The organism is Paenibacillus sp. XP01 (genome assembly GCF_057364885.1).
On record NZ_CP139481.1, the window covers coordinates 2,584,615 to 2,599,037 of the forward strand.

The following is a 14,423-nucleotide window of genomic DNA, read 5'->3' on the forward strand; positions in this document are numbered from 1 at the left end:
GACAAATGACGCAACCCGATCATTCAATCGACCCGATTATGCTTGAATTTCCCGAACGTTTCGAAACGGAGCGGCTGATCATTCGTGCTTCGCAATGGGGAGACGGCCGGATGGTGAACGAAGCCGTCCACGAAAGCGCCGACCAGTTGGCGCCATGGCTGCCTTTTGCCAGAACGCTCCCCACGCTCGAACAATCCGAGATCCGCGCTCGCAAAAACAGGTTGAACTTTATGGAACGCACCGATATGGTCCTTTATTTGCTGGACAAGGAGACCGGCGAATTCGTGGGCAGCAGCGGTTTGCATCGCATGAACTGGGAAGCCCGTTCCTTCGAAATCGGTTACTGGATCAGAACGTCGCGTTCCGGACAAGGATTAATGGGCGAAGCCGTTAGAGGCATCGAGCAGTTTGCCATTCGGCATCTGGACGCCAATCGCCTTGAAATCCGCTGCGATGCCCGCAATCGAAAGAGCGCCAAAGTCGCCGAACGGGCCGGATACACGCTGGAGGGCATTTTGCGGAGAACCGGACGCGATCCGGACGGCGTGCTGGTGGACACGATGGTTTTTGCCAAAGTAAGAGGTGTCGAATTCAACTGATTCCCAATCCAATGGGGGAGGAAACGTTTTGAGGCTGATCGGGCAGGGAAGAACCGCGGATATATATGAATATTCGCCAGGGGAGATCATGAAGCTGTACCATGCGGATTTCCCGGAGGCTGTCGTGCGGCACGAGTTTCGGATCACGGAGATGGTCGGCAGCAAAGGTTTGCACATCCCCGAGGCTCGCTTATTACATAAAGAAGGAAACCGTCTTGGCATCGTTTTTGAACGGATCGAAGGGCAAACGCTGCTTGCTCTGCTGCTCGGACAGATCCTATCTGCGGAGGAGACGGCCAGAATGATGGCGGAATGCCATTACGGGCTGCATATGCAGAAGGATGAAGAACGGGCCCTGCCTGGGCAAAAACATATTTTAGAACAGGCGATGATGCGTGTGCCCATGCTTGGGGAATCGGAAAAACAAAAGGTGCTGGCCGATCTTCGGGCGCTGCCGGAGCACAGCCAAATCTGCCACGGCGATTTTCATCCGGACAACGTCATGCTGGAACGGGTCGGCGGGCGCTGCCGGGTCATCGACTGGATGACAGGCATGTCCGGGGACCCGGCAGGGGATGTGGCGCGGACATGGGTCATATTGAAGAGCGCCAGCCTGCCGGAACAGGCGGCTGCAGAGCTGCATCAGGCGTTCGAGACGGCGCGCAGCCTGCTGCTGGACGGCTATATTGAGCATTACTTACGTTTGTCCGGCATGACATGGGAGCAGCTGGAAGCTTGGATTTTGCCCGTTGCCGCCGCGCGGCTGGACGAAAATTTGCCGGAAGGGGAAGCAAGGCATGTGCTGCGTTTCGTGAGGGAGCGTCTGGCGTCCCATTGAACCTGGATGGTCATGTAAGAATTGGAATAGGTGAATGAGGTGGATGCCGTGTTAAAAGCGTTGAAGGCGATTCAAACTTGGAAATCGGGGGACCTGTCTGTAGCGGGACAGTCTCCGTCGTGGCTGCAATTATTGTTGGCCGCCGAAAGGCCGAACATCAATCTGGAGCGTGTCCGTGCCATCGCCGAGCTCGAAACGAATAATCCGGTGCTCGACTATGTGGAGCGAACGCTTCAGGTGCTGGACGGTTTGCACGTTTCCTTTTGGGTACGCGAGATCGTGGAGGAAGTGCTGGCCTGGTCCGAAACGGCGAAGGCAGGAACATTGCAGCAGCGCAGGATGTGGCTGTCCGAAGGCATCAATTTGTTTGTGCACAACATCGGTTCCGCCCAACTGTACGTTCGGTATGCCGCAGCGCCAAACGCCGGTTCTGCGGTTCTGCGCGAAAATGAGGATGGGGGCACATACGCCGGAGTTCCGGGCGATTCAACGATCCTGGGAACTTCGGGTTCTTCAGCCCAGCATGAACTAGGAGACGATGTCCCGGCATTGTCGCCAAGGCAGGAAATGGTTCGCACGCTGATCGCGACGCATGGTTTGATCGGGCAGTACATCCGCGGGGAAATTCCTTTTGCCGAGAACCTTCCGGTACGTCGACTGTTTGCGGCAGGATGGGTGGACAAAGACGAACTCAGGACACTGCTGCTGGCGCTGAATGAATGCGTGATTGCGGGTGTCGATCCACAGCTTTGGCAGGACGTGCAATCCGAGGTGCGACGTATTGTCGGCTGGATCATCGAAGAGCCTGAACGCCATGAATGGACCTTGAGGGAACGGCTGTCCCGGCTCAGAAGCGCCTCCGTCAAACAGGGCGAACCGCTGGACGAGGCTTATGCACGATTGGAAAAGTCGCTGGACGTCGAGACGGAACTGGCGCCTCTCGCGGATCGCACGTTATGGTACGTGGAGGCAGCTTTGCAGCACTTTTCCTTCAATGAAATGGTGCAGATTTTCCGGCTCGCCCTGAGGGACCTGGAAATGCACAAGTCTGACGGCGGCAGGACGGCTGGACGCGTGCGTCATATCAGCTTCGAACCCCTGATGAACACGATGTATTATGACCACAAAGGTGCCAAAAAGCTGAATGTGTACAAAAAGCGCATGATTGAAAAGTATTTGGAGCAGTGGTCCTGGGAGCAGATGGCATCAGGGGAGGCCATAGACTATCCGCATTTGACCCATCGCGTGCAGCGATACGAGGACGTGCCGGATACGGCGTTCGTGACGTTCGAATTTTCGCCGGCTGCGGAGAAGCTGATCGCTTTCTGCATCGAAGCCGAGAAATCGCCGCTGTACGAACGGGCTGTGCTGATGCTGTTTGATTTGTTCGGCTTAAGGCGCGATGCTTACGACCGTTTCCATAACGAAGAAGCATATCTGGCCGACATGAACGGCTCGGGGGATTACAAAAAAGTGCTGCTGGACTATATCGCGGGCCGGCGGGTGCTGGACATCGGGCCCGGCGGAGGCGTGCTGTTGGATTTGATCGAGCAGGAGAAGCCGGATGTAGAGCCGATCGGCATCGATATTTCAGCCAATGTAATCGAAGCGCTTGAACGCAAGAAACAGCGCGAAGGCCGCCGCTGGCAAGTGATGAAAGGAGATGCTCTGCAGCTGGATCAATACGTGCAGCCTGGCACGGTGGATACGGTCATTTTTTCATCCATATTGCATGAGCTCTACTCCTATATTGAACACGAGGGCAGACGATTCAACCCGAATACGGTGGCGACAGCGCTTCGCAGCGCCTTTGACGTGCTGACTCCGGGGGGCCGGATTCTGATTCGCGACGGAATCATGACGGAACCTGAAACGCAGAAACGGCGCATCCGTTTCATGGAGCCCGACGGGATGCAGTGGCTGGAGCGGTATGCTGCCGATTTTCAGGGAAGGTCCATTGCATTCGACCGGATATCCGATAACGAAGCGGTGCTCAACGTGAATGATGCGATGGAATTTCTGTATACGTACACCTGGGGGCCGGATGCTTACGTCCATGAAATCCAGGAGCAATTCGGCATATTTACTCCGTCCGCCTACGAACGCTGCATCAAAGAAACGCTTGGCGACCAGGCAGACATTATCCTGTTGAAACACTTTTTGCAGAAAGGGTATACGGAAGCGCTGAGCGATCGCATTGTTTTCATGGACGAGGAGGGCATGCCTGCTTCGCTGCCGGACAGTACCTGCTTGATCGTGATCGAGAAGAAGGAGCGTGCAGAGTCGTGAACCCAAATAAGGAAGCATTCAACACAACGTTATATTTTGTCCGGCACGCGGAGTCGGTCTATGTGGAAGGGCAAGAGCGGGAACGCGGGCTCACGGAACGTGGCATGCTGGATGCGGCGAAGATTGCCGATGTGTTGGCCCAGGAGCGAATCCGCCGCTTCTATTCCAGTCCCTATAGTCGTGCGGTGGATACCTTGCGGGTACTGGCCGGCCATTGCGGATGCGAAATCACGATGGAAGAAGATTTGCGGGAGCGAAAGCTGTCGGGAAAGGATTTGGGGAAAGAAAACTTTCGGGAAGCCAAGCAGAGGGTGTTTCTTGATCCCGAATTTGCTTTCCCGGGCGGCGAATCGAGCGTGGAAGCAGGCAAGCGTGCCGTGGCCGTGCTGGAACGGATCTTGCAACAGCATGCGGGAGAAAAGGTGGCCATCGGCACGCACGGGGATATCATGACCCTGATGCTTAACCATTACGATCCCGCCTACGGCTATGAGTTTTGGGAAAGCACCTCCATGCCGGACATATATAAGCTGGAAATGGATGCGGAACGTCGGTTGGTTGGCATCGAACGGTTGTGGGTGAGCTCATGAACATTACGTTTATGCAGGATCGGTATTTCATTGAAGGGCTTCAGGTGTTGGATCTGCAGCGGCAGAAGTATTGCATTTTTGATTTGGAAGGCACGGGCATACGCCCGGAAACGGAAAGCATTACTCAGTTTGGAGCGCTTCATCTGGAGTTGGGGTCGACGGAGCAAGCGGAGTTTACCTCCCTTGTTCGGGCAACGAAGCCCATTCCGGATGCTGTCGCCCGATTGACCGGCATTTCTAATGAGGACATGTGCGGCGCTCCCGGGTATAAGGACGTTTTTTCGTCCTTTTTGCATTTTGTTGGTGATCGAGTGCTGGTTACTCAGGCAGGATATGAGTATGATGTGCCGATGCTAAGACGCCATTGCGCAATGAATGGCTTGCCGATGATGACGAACAAGGTGCTGGATACCAAAGCATTGTTTACCTACATTCATCCGGAGATCGATGCTGTTGTTTCCACTGATTTTCTGGTGAGTTACTACGGCATCGACACGGCGGGTTTGCAGCGGCATGAGGCATTAGCGGATTGCCGCTTGATCGCCCGCATTTTCGAACAGGTGATGACGGAATACGAGCAAATGGGGAAAACGCATTTTATCGCCGATCCGAATGTTTCCATGAGGAGATTTGTTATACCCGCTATGTATCAAGCAGAGGGGAAAGAAGGGGTTGACCTTGAGTAAGGCAGAAGCTGAACGTTTTTTGTCCAAGCTGAAAGAAGGTACACTGATTACGGAACAGACCTTTGCAGAACTGGATGTGGACGATTATTTGGCAGAGAGGGAGGACGATGAGTTCTCCGGACAGTGGATGCAGGCGTTCGAGCGTGTGCAGGGGAGCGGCACCGAGGCAGAAGCTGAGGATATTCGTTCCGGTCGGGAGATGGCGTTTAAACAGGTATTTTCGCTGACAGGTGATCCTGATTTGGCGGGTTACGTGAGCGATGACATCGGTTTGATCTGTACGGCGCTTGCGGGGGACGAGGTGCATGACGGCTTTGTGCACACGTTGCAGGAAAGCTATTTGAGTGGCAGATTGCCTTTGAGGTAAAGGGGGGGCTTGTCTTTCTGTACATGTCGGATGCTCGTTTGTATAAAAAAATGGCTGCATCTGTGCATTGAGACCATGCCTGAGATGCCGTAAAATTCACCTTAGCGACAAATGAGAATGATAATCATTATGATAGAGACATTCTCAGGTCACATACTACAAAGATTACATAGGGGTGAAGGGGATCATGGCAAGACCAGGCAAAGGATTAAAAGGGTGGTTGATTTTGGCGCTGCTGCTGACGACCGTTATTGCAGGTTGTGGAGCAAAGGCCGAACCAACCGCGCAGCAGAATACAACGGCAGAACAGAACACGACGACGGAAAATACGGCTTCAGAACCACAAGCGGCAGCAGTGAATGAGCCAGAGACTCGGGTAGTAAAAGATGAGTTCGGAGAGGTCACCATCCCGACGAAGCCACAGCGAATTGCAGGCATCTACGTGGAAGATTACTTGAAGGCATTGGGAATTACGCCAGTGATCCAGTGGTACCATCCGAATTGGGGAATCCAGGAATACCTCAATCTGGACGTTCCCCAGTTTGACATCACGGGTAACATGGAAGTGCTGCTGGAGTATGACCCGGACCTGATCATCGTAGACGGAGGGGTAAATGCCGAGCAATATGAGATGTACTCTAAAGTGGCGCCTACCTACCGTTTGCCGGAACGTGTGCTGCAGGATTCCAAACAGATTTTGACGACGATTGCGGACGTTGTTGGACAGCCCGAGAAGGGAGCCGAGGTGCTGGCGCAGTTCGAGAATAAAATCGAAGATGCCAAAACGAAGTTGAAAGAAACGATCGGGGACGAGACGGTTGCGGTTGTACGCCTGGATGTACAAGATAAAGGGCTGGCACTCTTTGGCGTGAAGAACCGGTACACCGGGTTTATCTATTCCGATCTTGGATTGAAGCCGCATCCGCTGGCAGCGGATATGGAAGAATATCAACAGGTGATTTCCGAAGAAGCAATTCCAGATCTGGATGCCGACCACATTATTATTTTCCCTTCCAACGGGCACTGGAACTCGCCGGAAAACCAGGAAGCGCTCAAGATGCTGGACAATAAGTTGTGGAAAAACCTGCCGTCTGTCAAAAATAACCATGTGTACATGATGGAGAGATCACACTGGCAATCCGGGGCCGTGACGGCCAACTCGATGAAAATGGACGATTTGCTGCAAAAAATGATGCCGTAATTACGGATCATCAAAAAGAAAGTTCTTCAACGAGGGTTGAAGAGCTTTCTTTTTTCGTTTACACTCATTTAAATGATAACAATTCTCAATTGAGGGCGATGAAATATGAGTTTTACCATGGAACAACGATTGCCCGAGCCTTGGCTCTGCTTACTGGAGCATTTGCAGGAAGTGGACCACGGGCAAGACGAACTAGGCTTCTGCATGAAATACGATGTACTGAATGCACATCAGTTATTTGTGATTACTGCAGGCGAGGGAGCGGCCGTCTGCCCCGATCGATCTTGGAAGCTAAAAAAAGGCGTAATCCTGCTGGTTCCGGAAGGAATAACGATTACGATGGAATCGTCGCGAAAACCGAGGAAGAAGCTTCAATATTTCAAGCTGGATCTGGCACGATCCGGTCAAGCGAGCAAGTCGGAGTCATTCGTTCCTTCGCCGGGCTCCCGTTCAGGAGTCGGTGCCGTGACAGAATTGTATTATAGTCCGTGGAGTTCTTGCATCCGTGCTTTGGAACAAATGCTTGGCAGGCAACAAACGTCTGACTCGTGGATGGCACGTTGGGAACAACAGCTTGCGTTCCAGAATTGGTTCAGCATGCTGATCAAATATAACGAATCATCCCACGAACAACCGGACAGCCGCAGGCGAATCCAGACATCCGTACGTTATATCCACGAGCACTTTGACCAACCTATGACGGTGGATGAACTTGCCGGCAGCATTCAGCTTAACCGCGCCAGCTATACTCGGCAATTCAAGGAAGCGACGGGTCAACTGCCGCTGGACTATGTGAACGAAATTCGGCTGGAGCGGTCCAAACAGCTGCTGCAGATGACGGATGACCGTCTGCATGACATCGCGCAGAACGTCGGTTTCAGCAATGAATACTACTTTAGTCGCCGCTTCAAACAATATACGGGGGTTTCTCCGGGCGTGTACAGGCGACATCAGCGCCAGGACGTTCGCGTGTTTGCGCCATTTCTGGAGGACTTCGTGCTGGCGCTCGGGATCACTCCCGTGATGCAGTATTCGCATCAAATATGGGGCAAACAAGGTTATCTGGAGCTGCATCATGTGCCCGAATTTGACGTAACCAGCCAGGATGCCAAGCTGGATGAACATGAACTACCGGATTTCATTATGTTGGACGATGGTCATGTTCGTTGGAACCTGGAACGTTTGGAGCGGCTCGCACCGACATATTACTTGAAACATCAGGGAGAGGACTGGCGCGGTATCCTGAAATCAACAGCCGATGTTCTGGGTAAGGGCAATCGTATTCAGGAAGTCATTGGTACATACGAAGAGAAGGCATATGAAGCGAAAACAAGACTGCAACGGAAAATAAAAAGTCAAACCGTGGCCTTCCTGCGTATTTCGGCAACGACCATTGCTCTTTATGGTGCAGTCAACGGGTATGTGGGGCCGATTATGTTTCAAGATCTTGGTCTTAAACCGGATTCATGCGTTAGCCAATGGGCCGGACAGCAGCGCCGAATTAACATTGAGCTGGAACAACTACCCGGTTTGAATGCTGATCATCTTTTCGTGACGTTTGACGGGGAAAAGTCGACGTTCCCTGGCGAAGAGCGGGGAATCATGGACAGCAGGGAGTGGAGCCAGCTTAAAGCCGTTAGAAACGGCTGCATATACGAGGTCGATTTCTTGACATGGATGAATTACGGAATCCTTTCGCATGGCAAAAAAATTGACGATATACTGCGATATTTGGGATGAGTGCTGCGCAGGGCGGATCTCCCATAATACCGATGAACGATATCAGCAAATCCTTCTGATCCCCGCAAGCTCATTCGGGACCAATCAGAAGGTTTTTTCATATTTTGAGCCGGCGCAGGGAAAGACCGAATATTGCCAAAGAACAGTCCTTGAGCCGGAGAGTGCGACATACGATAAGAGAAGGTGTGATCATCTACCAAGCACCTTGTCTAAAGTACAGCCATGATGTCAATGGCAGATGGGAGAGCGGCAATGACGAAACGGATCATTCTGCTGGAAGAAGGTACGGCAGCGTTAAAAGAGCTTATGGGCCCGAAGGCGGCGGGACTCGCAGACATGGTACAGGCAGGTTGGCCCGTTCCGGCAGGCTTCGTAGTGGCGGCGTCAGGTTGCGGGCCGGCGTGCGCTCACTCTGGGCAACCGTCCAGCGACATGGACGATGAACTTGCTGACGCCATACGTTACCTGGAGCAGCGCTCCGGTAAAAGGTTTGGTCATGCTGCCAATCCGCTTCTGCTCGCCGTAAGGTCGGGGGGGACGCTAAACGGCCAAACGACGCCTGCCCCGCTGCTGCATATCGGGCTGAACGACTCGACGGTTGAAGGGCTGGCCAAAGCGGCAAACCATCGAATGTATGCGCTTCAATGTTACCGGAATGTGCTGCTGCAGTACGGAAGAACGGTGCGAGGCATCATGGACAAAAGGTTTGAAGAAGAAGCAGGCAGCGATGTCATGCAGGATGAGGCTGAGCTGGAACGGAGCATTGCACGATGCAAAACGTGGATTGAAACGCTGGGAGGAACGCCTTTTCCCCAAAGTCCGGAGGTGCAGCTGGAGGAAGCGCTGCATGCGATGCAAAATTTCGTGCAGGAATCAGGGGAGCGTTTTGCAAATGATGGGAACCAGGCTCTTCCGGATCCTTTCAACAAGAAAAATCCTGCTCTGATTCAAGCTATGGTTTATGACGGACTGGACGTACAAAGCGGCAGAGGCATGCTGTTTATAAACCAACCGGATCCAGGACGGAAAGAAATGCAGGGATTCTATCTGGCGTCGGACGCCGATCGATCGGACAGTACGGCATTGGAGGAGTTGTGCGGGACAAAACCGGACGTATACCGGATGCTGCTGGAGATGCGCAGCGAGCTGGAGCAGGGAGGCGAGTCCGAGCAAGCGGTCGAGTTCGTCGTAGAATCAGGTCAGCTTCATGTGCTGCAAAAGAGCCGAGTTAACGACGCCAATGACGCTTTGGTGAAAATGCTGGTTGAAATGGTTAAACAGGGAAGCATGACAAAGGACGCAGCCCTTCGGTGCGTCAATTCTGTTCAAACGGCGGAGATGCGTAATCGCAACGATACCATCGGGAATATTCCACTTTTCCTGAATCCGAATTGGCGGATCCTGCTGGGTTGGGCTGATGAAATAAGGGAACAAGCGGTGTTTGCGCATATCCGGCACCCGGGCGAAGCCAGGCTGGCCAGAGAGTATGGCGCCGACGGGGCCTTTTGCCGGATCGAAGATTGTCTCCGATCACCGATGAGATGGCCATATGCGCAGAAATGGATACAAGCGAACAACGGCATACCGGATCGCAGACAGGGCATGTGGCGGTTGCTGCCGATGCTGCAGGCCGATCTGGAACAGGTATTGGAACCGATGAACGGTCGCCCTGTCGCGATTCAATTGCTGGATAGAATGTGGATCGAGCAACAAATATCCAACCTGGAGAGCGTCAGCGAGCGTGATGAACAGGGGCGGACTTCGAATGTGCCGGCCATGGACGAGGAATGGTTCCGCGAATGGACGGATATGCAGCTGGAAGCGGTTTTCCGCGCCGCACTAAAGATCATACGCGAGAATTGGTGGGCCAGGCCGGAAATCTTGCTCATGTTCGCGAATCATCATGAAGAAATCCGGGCTATGGCGGAACTGGCTGATGATGTCGCCGAACAGATTCTGGGTATGGAGAAGCGCCACTGCCGATATCGGCTTGGTCATGGCCCGGAGCATGCATCCCAAACCGCCGGCTCGGAAAAACGATCAAACCTGTATTATGGATTGGGCCTGGATCACGACCGGCGGAACGAAACGAATGTTGTAAATAGTCCGGTGGAGCAGCTGCCCTTTACCCGGATCGCGGCTGCCCAAACTACCTTGGCAGAAGAGGCCGCGAAACGATTGTATTCAAACGGTAATATAACGACAACGGCGTAGCAAACGCAGATCGATCTGCTGGATGGAAGTCTCAGCACGACTTCATGGAATAGAGGTCGCGAAACTGTTATACTGGAATATGCGTTATGTAAAATGAACGTAAAATTTCAGATAAGGGTTGAAAGCGACCATGTTTACATTCAAGAGCGAACGGAACTCTTCACGGCTTTTATTTGCCGTATTATTTGTTCTGATGCTGCTGAAGCTGACGCTTCTGCGGTATTTCTTTTTCCAGGGTTTGTCCGGAGTAGGTTTGGTGACGGACGCCCTGGCTGCGCTGGCCTTGGTATGCGTCCTTGATCTCATTGTGCCGAAAAGGTGGAAATGGGTCGTATACGGCGGCTTTAACTTGTTGTTCTCTTTTTTATTATTCGCAGCCACGTTATATAACGTGCATTTCAGTTCCGTGCCGACGTATACGGCGCTGAGCGAATTGGGACAGGTGGCACAGGTGCGCGGCAGCATTGGACCGCTGGTGCGGCCTGCACATTTCCTGTTCTTCGCGGATATCGTGCTCGTGCTGCCGGTCTGGCTGCTGACGCGCCGCCGCCGTTCGGCCATGGGCTATGGCATCCGCAATACCGACGGACTCACGTTTGGCAGCAACCGAAAAAAATATTGGGGCAAGTTGGGCGTGGTCGTTACCGCCGCGTTCTGCATGGTGTTGTCCGGTACGTTTATCGTCAAGGGCGAATCGATCGACAATGAACTGGTGCGTGCGGAGAACCTTGGATTTTTGAATTATCAAGTCTCGTCGGCCATTCTGACCAGCAAGGAAAACGAAGCCATCGCGAATGGCAATATCCAGGATACGATTGCTCGCGTCAACGAATTGGTGAGCCGGTATGGATATCAGAATCCAACGAAACAAGGGCAGGCGATCCAACCGCGTTATTTCGGCCAGGCCAAAGGCAGTAACCTGATCGTGCTGCAGCTGGAATCGTTCCAGAACTTTCCGATCAATGCTTCTCTGGATGGCCAGGAACTCACGCCGGTCCTGAACGATTTGGCCAAAGAGAGCTATTATTTCAATCATTTCTTCCAGCAAATCGGTCAGGGCAACACGTCGGACGCAGAGTTCATGTCCAATACATCGATCTATCCGACAGGGGTTGTTCCGATGTCCGCGGGATACAGCGACCGCGATCTGCCGTCTTTGCCGAAATTGTTGAGCAGCGAAGGCTATCAGTCCGAAACGTTCCACGTCAATGACGTATCGTTCTGGAACCGGAACAAGATGTATCCCGCACTGGGTTTTGACCGTTATTTCGACAGAGCCAGCTTCGAGAATGACCGGTTTAACGATTTTGGCGCATCCGACGAGGAACTGTACCGGGTTGGCGTCGAAAAAATGGTTGCCCATCAGACGGCTAATCAGCCGTTCTATGCGCAGTTTATTACAGCTTCAAGCCACTCGCCGTTCAAAATTCCGGAAGATCGCGCCCGGATCACGATTCCGGCTGCGATCACCAATACGCTGCTGCATGATTATTTGCAGGCGATCAACTACACCGACTATGCCGTCGGCCAACTGATCGAGCAGTTGAAGGCGAACGGTCTGTGGGACAATACAACATTGGTGATTTACGGCGATCACTTCGGTCTGCCTGCCGAGGAAGAGATCACGCAGCAGATCAGGGATAACTTGAACGTGCCTTATGACGGCAACGTGAGCCGATTCAACATCCCGCTCCTGATCCATACGCCGAAACAGGCCAAAGGCCAGGTGATCGAGCAACCGGGAGGCCAGCTTGATATTTTGCCGACTGTCATGAATCTGATGGGCGTCTCGCTATCGGAAGAAAAATTCACGGCATTTGGGCACGATCTGCTGAATATGGACCACAACGCTTTCGGGATTCGGTATTACCTGCCTACCGGCTCGTTCGTCAATAACGAGATTTTGTTCATCCCGGGTGCCGGCTTCGAGGACGGTAAGGCGTATTCGCTCAAAACCTATGAGCCCGTTACCGATCTGGAGCCTTATCGTGCAGATTACGAGCATGTGCTTCAATTGATGAAATTGTCCGACGAGTACGTAAAACTGCTGCCGAAACGGGCACCGTAAATATAGCTCCTTCCATACAGGCTTTCGGAAGGAGCGCGGTTGAAAAATAACGTCATCCTGCGAAACGAAGCATGCAGGCTGGCGTTATTTTTTTCGATTTTGAAACTGTAATCAATAATGTTACAATGGAGGGAAGAGCAAAGACAGAGAGGATGGATCGACGACATGAAGCTTAGCGTATTGGAACACGGCCACATTAATGAAGGAAGAAGCGTACAGGATACGCTGCAGGAGACGGTGACCCTTGCAAAGCATGCGGAGGAGCTCGGATATTCCCGTTTCTGGATGTCAGAGCATCACGGCGGGGGAGCGCTCTCGTTTTCCAGCCCGGAAGTGATGATTGCGCACGTTGCCGCGCATACGGCGCGCATCCGGGTCGGATCGGGCGGGGTAATGCTGCCCCATTACAGCGCCTATAAAGTGGCCGAGAACTTCAGATTGCTGGAGGCGCTGCACCCCGGCAGAATCGACCTCGGCATCGGGCGCGCGCCGGGAGGCATGCCGCTTGCGAGCCGGGCTTTGAATGAAGGCAAGGCATCGAACGTACAATTTTTCCCGCAGCAGATCGCGGATCTGGGCGGATACTTCCACGAGCAATTGCCGGAGGACCACCGTTTTGCTTCGCTCGTGGCAGGTCCCTCCGTCCCAACCGTACCTGAGGTATGGCTGCTCGGTTCCAGTTCCGAGGGAGCCAGAATTGCGGCTGCCCAGGGAACGTCCTATGCATTTGCCCAATTTTTCGGCACGCCTGGCGGAGAAGAAGCCATGAAATACTATCGGAGACACTTTAAACCGTCCATTCATGGAGATCAGCCCCACTCGATGATCGCCGTGGCGGCATTCTGTGCGGATACGGAAGAAGAGGCCGCCGAATTGGCGCGCAGCAACGAACTGTTTTTCCTGCGGCTTGGACGAGGGCTGGAGCAGCGTTCCTTTCCGTCGCTTGAAACGGTGCGCAGCTATCCGTATACGGCTATGGAGATGGAGCAGATTCGCCAGCGCCGCTCCTTTTCGATCATAGGCACGCCGGAACAAGTCAAGGAGAAAATTGAAGCGCTGGCGGAACGGCATGAAGCCGACGAAGTTATCATCGCCTCGGCCATTCATTCGTTCGAAGCGCGCTTGCGCTCATTTGCCTTGATTGCCGAAGCTTTTGGCCTCAAGAAGGAATAATGCCGACGAAGCGGGAATAAATACGATGAACCAGGCCGGAGTCTTGCCAGACGGGACTCCGGTTTTAATTTGGAAACATGTCTTCGTTTTCGGAACGAACTGCCATTGATGCATGAAGTAGCGGGATACGTGTTTATGCATGCAGGCATAAATCCCGAGATCCAGGACCGAGGCAACCCGTGGACCATGTTGAAGATGACACGATTTGAATTGCGCAACCCGTGACGGTGTGCTAAGTTATATTTTTCAGCAGTATTGCAGGAAACGCTCGGAGAAGCGGTTCTGGCGTGCTTATACATACGATTTTTAAGGATAAGGGGATGGACGGACTGGCTATTTATAATTTGGATCATCTGCAGCATCATATATTGCTGTGCAACGGCGGTTCTTGCATGCGTAAAGGCGGAGAAGAGGTTACCCAGGCCGTGCGCGACGAGATTGCGAAGCAGCAGGCCGGCGAATTCATCCACACCACGCGAACGCGCTGCAACGGACGGTGCGATGATGCTTGCGTGACCATTGTGTACCCGCAGGGAGATTGGTACGGGAACATGACGCCCGAATCCGGCAGAGAGCTTGTACGTGCGCTGTGCAGCGGCGAACAATTGGACCGCCATCGGATCGCCAACGTCACAAAAACAGCAGTGAATTAGCACGG

The 14,423-nt window shown here is 53.1% G+C and carries 12 protein-coding genes; all 12 read left to right on the forward strand.

All coding sequences use genetic code 11. The features are described 5' to 3' along the window. Positions 1 to 5: 5 nt before the first annotated feature. The 12 genes from SNR34_RS12090 (at position 6) to SNR34_RS12145 (ending at position 14,418) form a co-directional block, all read left to right on the forward strand. Entirely contained in the window at positions 6 to 599 is a 594-nt protein-coding gene (locus SNR34_RS12090; RefSeq protein WP_236418608.1) for a GNAT family N-acetyltransferase, read from the forward strand. Then, positions 583 to 1,437, forward strand: coding sequence for a phosphotransferase family protein (locus SNR34_RS12095; RefSeq protein ID WP_486181972.1), 855 nt, complete (start codon positions 583 to 585; stop codon positions 1,435 to 1,437). The genes SNR34_RS12090 and SNR34_RS12095 overlap by 17 nt, the downstream gene beginning before the upstream one ends. A 48-nt stretch (positions 1,438 to 1,485) precedes the next feature. Next, entirely contained in the window at positions 1,486 to 3,726 is a 2,241-nt protein-coding gene (locus SNR34_RS12100) for a class I SAM-dependent methyltransferase (protein ID WP_486181973.1), read from the forward strand. Further along, on the forward strand, positions 3,723 to 4,316 hold the full coding sequence (locus SNR34_RS12105) for a histidine phosphatase family protein (RefSeq protein ID WP_486181974.1): 594 nt from the start codon (positions 3,723 to 3,725) through the stop codon (positions 4,314 to 4,316). Before SNR34_RS12100 ends, SNR34_RS12105 begins: the two co-directional genes overlap by 4 nt. Continuing rightward, positions 4,313 to 5,002, forward strand: a complete 690-nt coding sequence (locus tag SNR34_RS12110) for a 3'-5' exonuclease (RefSeq protein WP_486181975.1) — start codon at positions 4,313 to 4,315, stop codon at positions 5,000 to 5,002. Before SNR34_RS12105 ends, SNR34_RS12110 begins: the two co-directional genes overlap by 4 nt. Next, on the forward strand, positions 4,995 to 5,369 hold the full coding sequence (locus SNR34_RS12115) for a hypothetical protein (protein WP_486181976.1): 375 nt from the start codon (positions 4,995 to 4,997) through the stop codon (positions 5,367 to 5,369). Before SNR34_RS12110 ends, SNR34_RS12115 begins: the two co-directional genes overlap by 8 nt. Positions 5,370 to 5,556: 187 nt before the next feature. Continuing rightward, on the forward strand, positions 5,557 to 6,570 hold the full coding sequence (locus tag SNR34_RS12120) for an ABC transporter substrate-binding protein (RefSeq protein ID WP_486181977.1): 1,014 nt from the start codon (positions 5,557 to 5,559) through the stop codon (positions 6,568 to 6,570). Positions 6,571 to 6,675: 105 nt separating this feature from the next. Further along, a complete protein-coding gene (locus SNR34_RS12125) occupies positions 6,676 to 8,310 on the forward strand; it encodes a helix-turn-helix domain-containing protein (protein ID WP_486181978.1) in 1,635 nt (544 codons plus the stop codon). 252 nt (positions 8,311 to 8,562) lie between these two features. Next, a complete protein-coding gene (locus SNR34_RS12130) occupies positions 8,563 to 10,524 on the forward strand; it encodes a putative PEP-binding protein (protein WP_486181979.1) in 1,962 nt (653 codons plus the stop codon). A gap of 130 nt (positions 10,525 to 10,654) precedes the next feature. Beyond that, a complete protein-coding gene (locus SNR34_RS12135; RefSeq protein WP_486182445.1) occupies positions 10,655 to 12,592 on the forward strand; it encodes an LTA synthase family protein in 1,938 nt (645 codons plus the stop codon). 165 nt (positions 12,593 to 12,757) lie between these two features. Further along, the gene (locus tag SNR34_RS12140; RefSeq protein ID WP_486181980.1) at positions 12,758 to 13,765 is read left to right on the forward strand and encodes an LLM class flavin-dependent oxidoreductase; all 1,008 of its coding nucleotides are present in this window, start codon (positions 12,758 to 12,760) and stop codon (positions 13,763 to 13,765) included. 329 nt (positions 13,766 to 14,094) lie between these two features. Then, the gene (locus tag SNR34_RS12145) at positions 14,095 to 14,418 is read left to right on the forward strand and encodes a (2Fe-2S) ferredoxin domain-containing protein (protein ID WP_236419627.1); all 324 of its coding nucleotides are present in this window, start codon (positions 14,095 to 14,097) and stop codon (positions 14,416 to 14,418) included. Positions 14,419 to 14,423 lie beyond the last annotated feature (5 nt).

Coding starts and splice junctions, on each gene's coding strand:
- SNR34_RS12140 (WP_486181980.1), top strand. CDS start 12,758: ATGAAGCTTAGCGTATTGGAACACGGCCACATTAATGAAGGAAGAAGC.
- SNR34_RS12130 (WP_486181979.1), top strand. CDS start 8,563: ATGACGAAACGGATCATTCTGCTGGAAGAAGGTACGGCAGCGTTAAAA.
- SNR34_RS12135 (WP_486182445.1), top strand. CDS start 10,655: ATGTTTACATTCAAGAGCGAACGGAACTCTTCACGGCTTTTATTTGCC.
- SNR34_RS12110 (WP_486181975.1), top strand. CDS start 4,313: ATGAACATTACGTTTATGCAGGATCGGTATTTCATTGAAGGGCTTCAG.
- SNR34_RS12120 (WP_486181977.1), top strand. CDS start 5,557: ATGGCAAGACCAGGCAAAGGATTAAAAGGGTGGTTGATTTTGGCGCTG.
- SNR34_RS12125 (WP_486181978.1), top strand. CDS start 6,676: ATGAGTTTTACCATGGAACAACGATTGCCCGAGCCTTGGCTCTGCTTA.
- SNR34_RS12090 (WP_236418608.1), top strand. CDS start 6: ATGACGCAACCCGATCATTCAATCGACCCGATTATGCTTGAATTTCCC.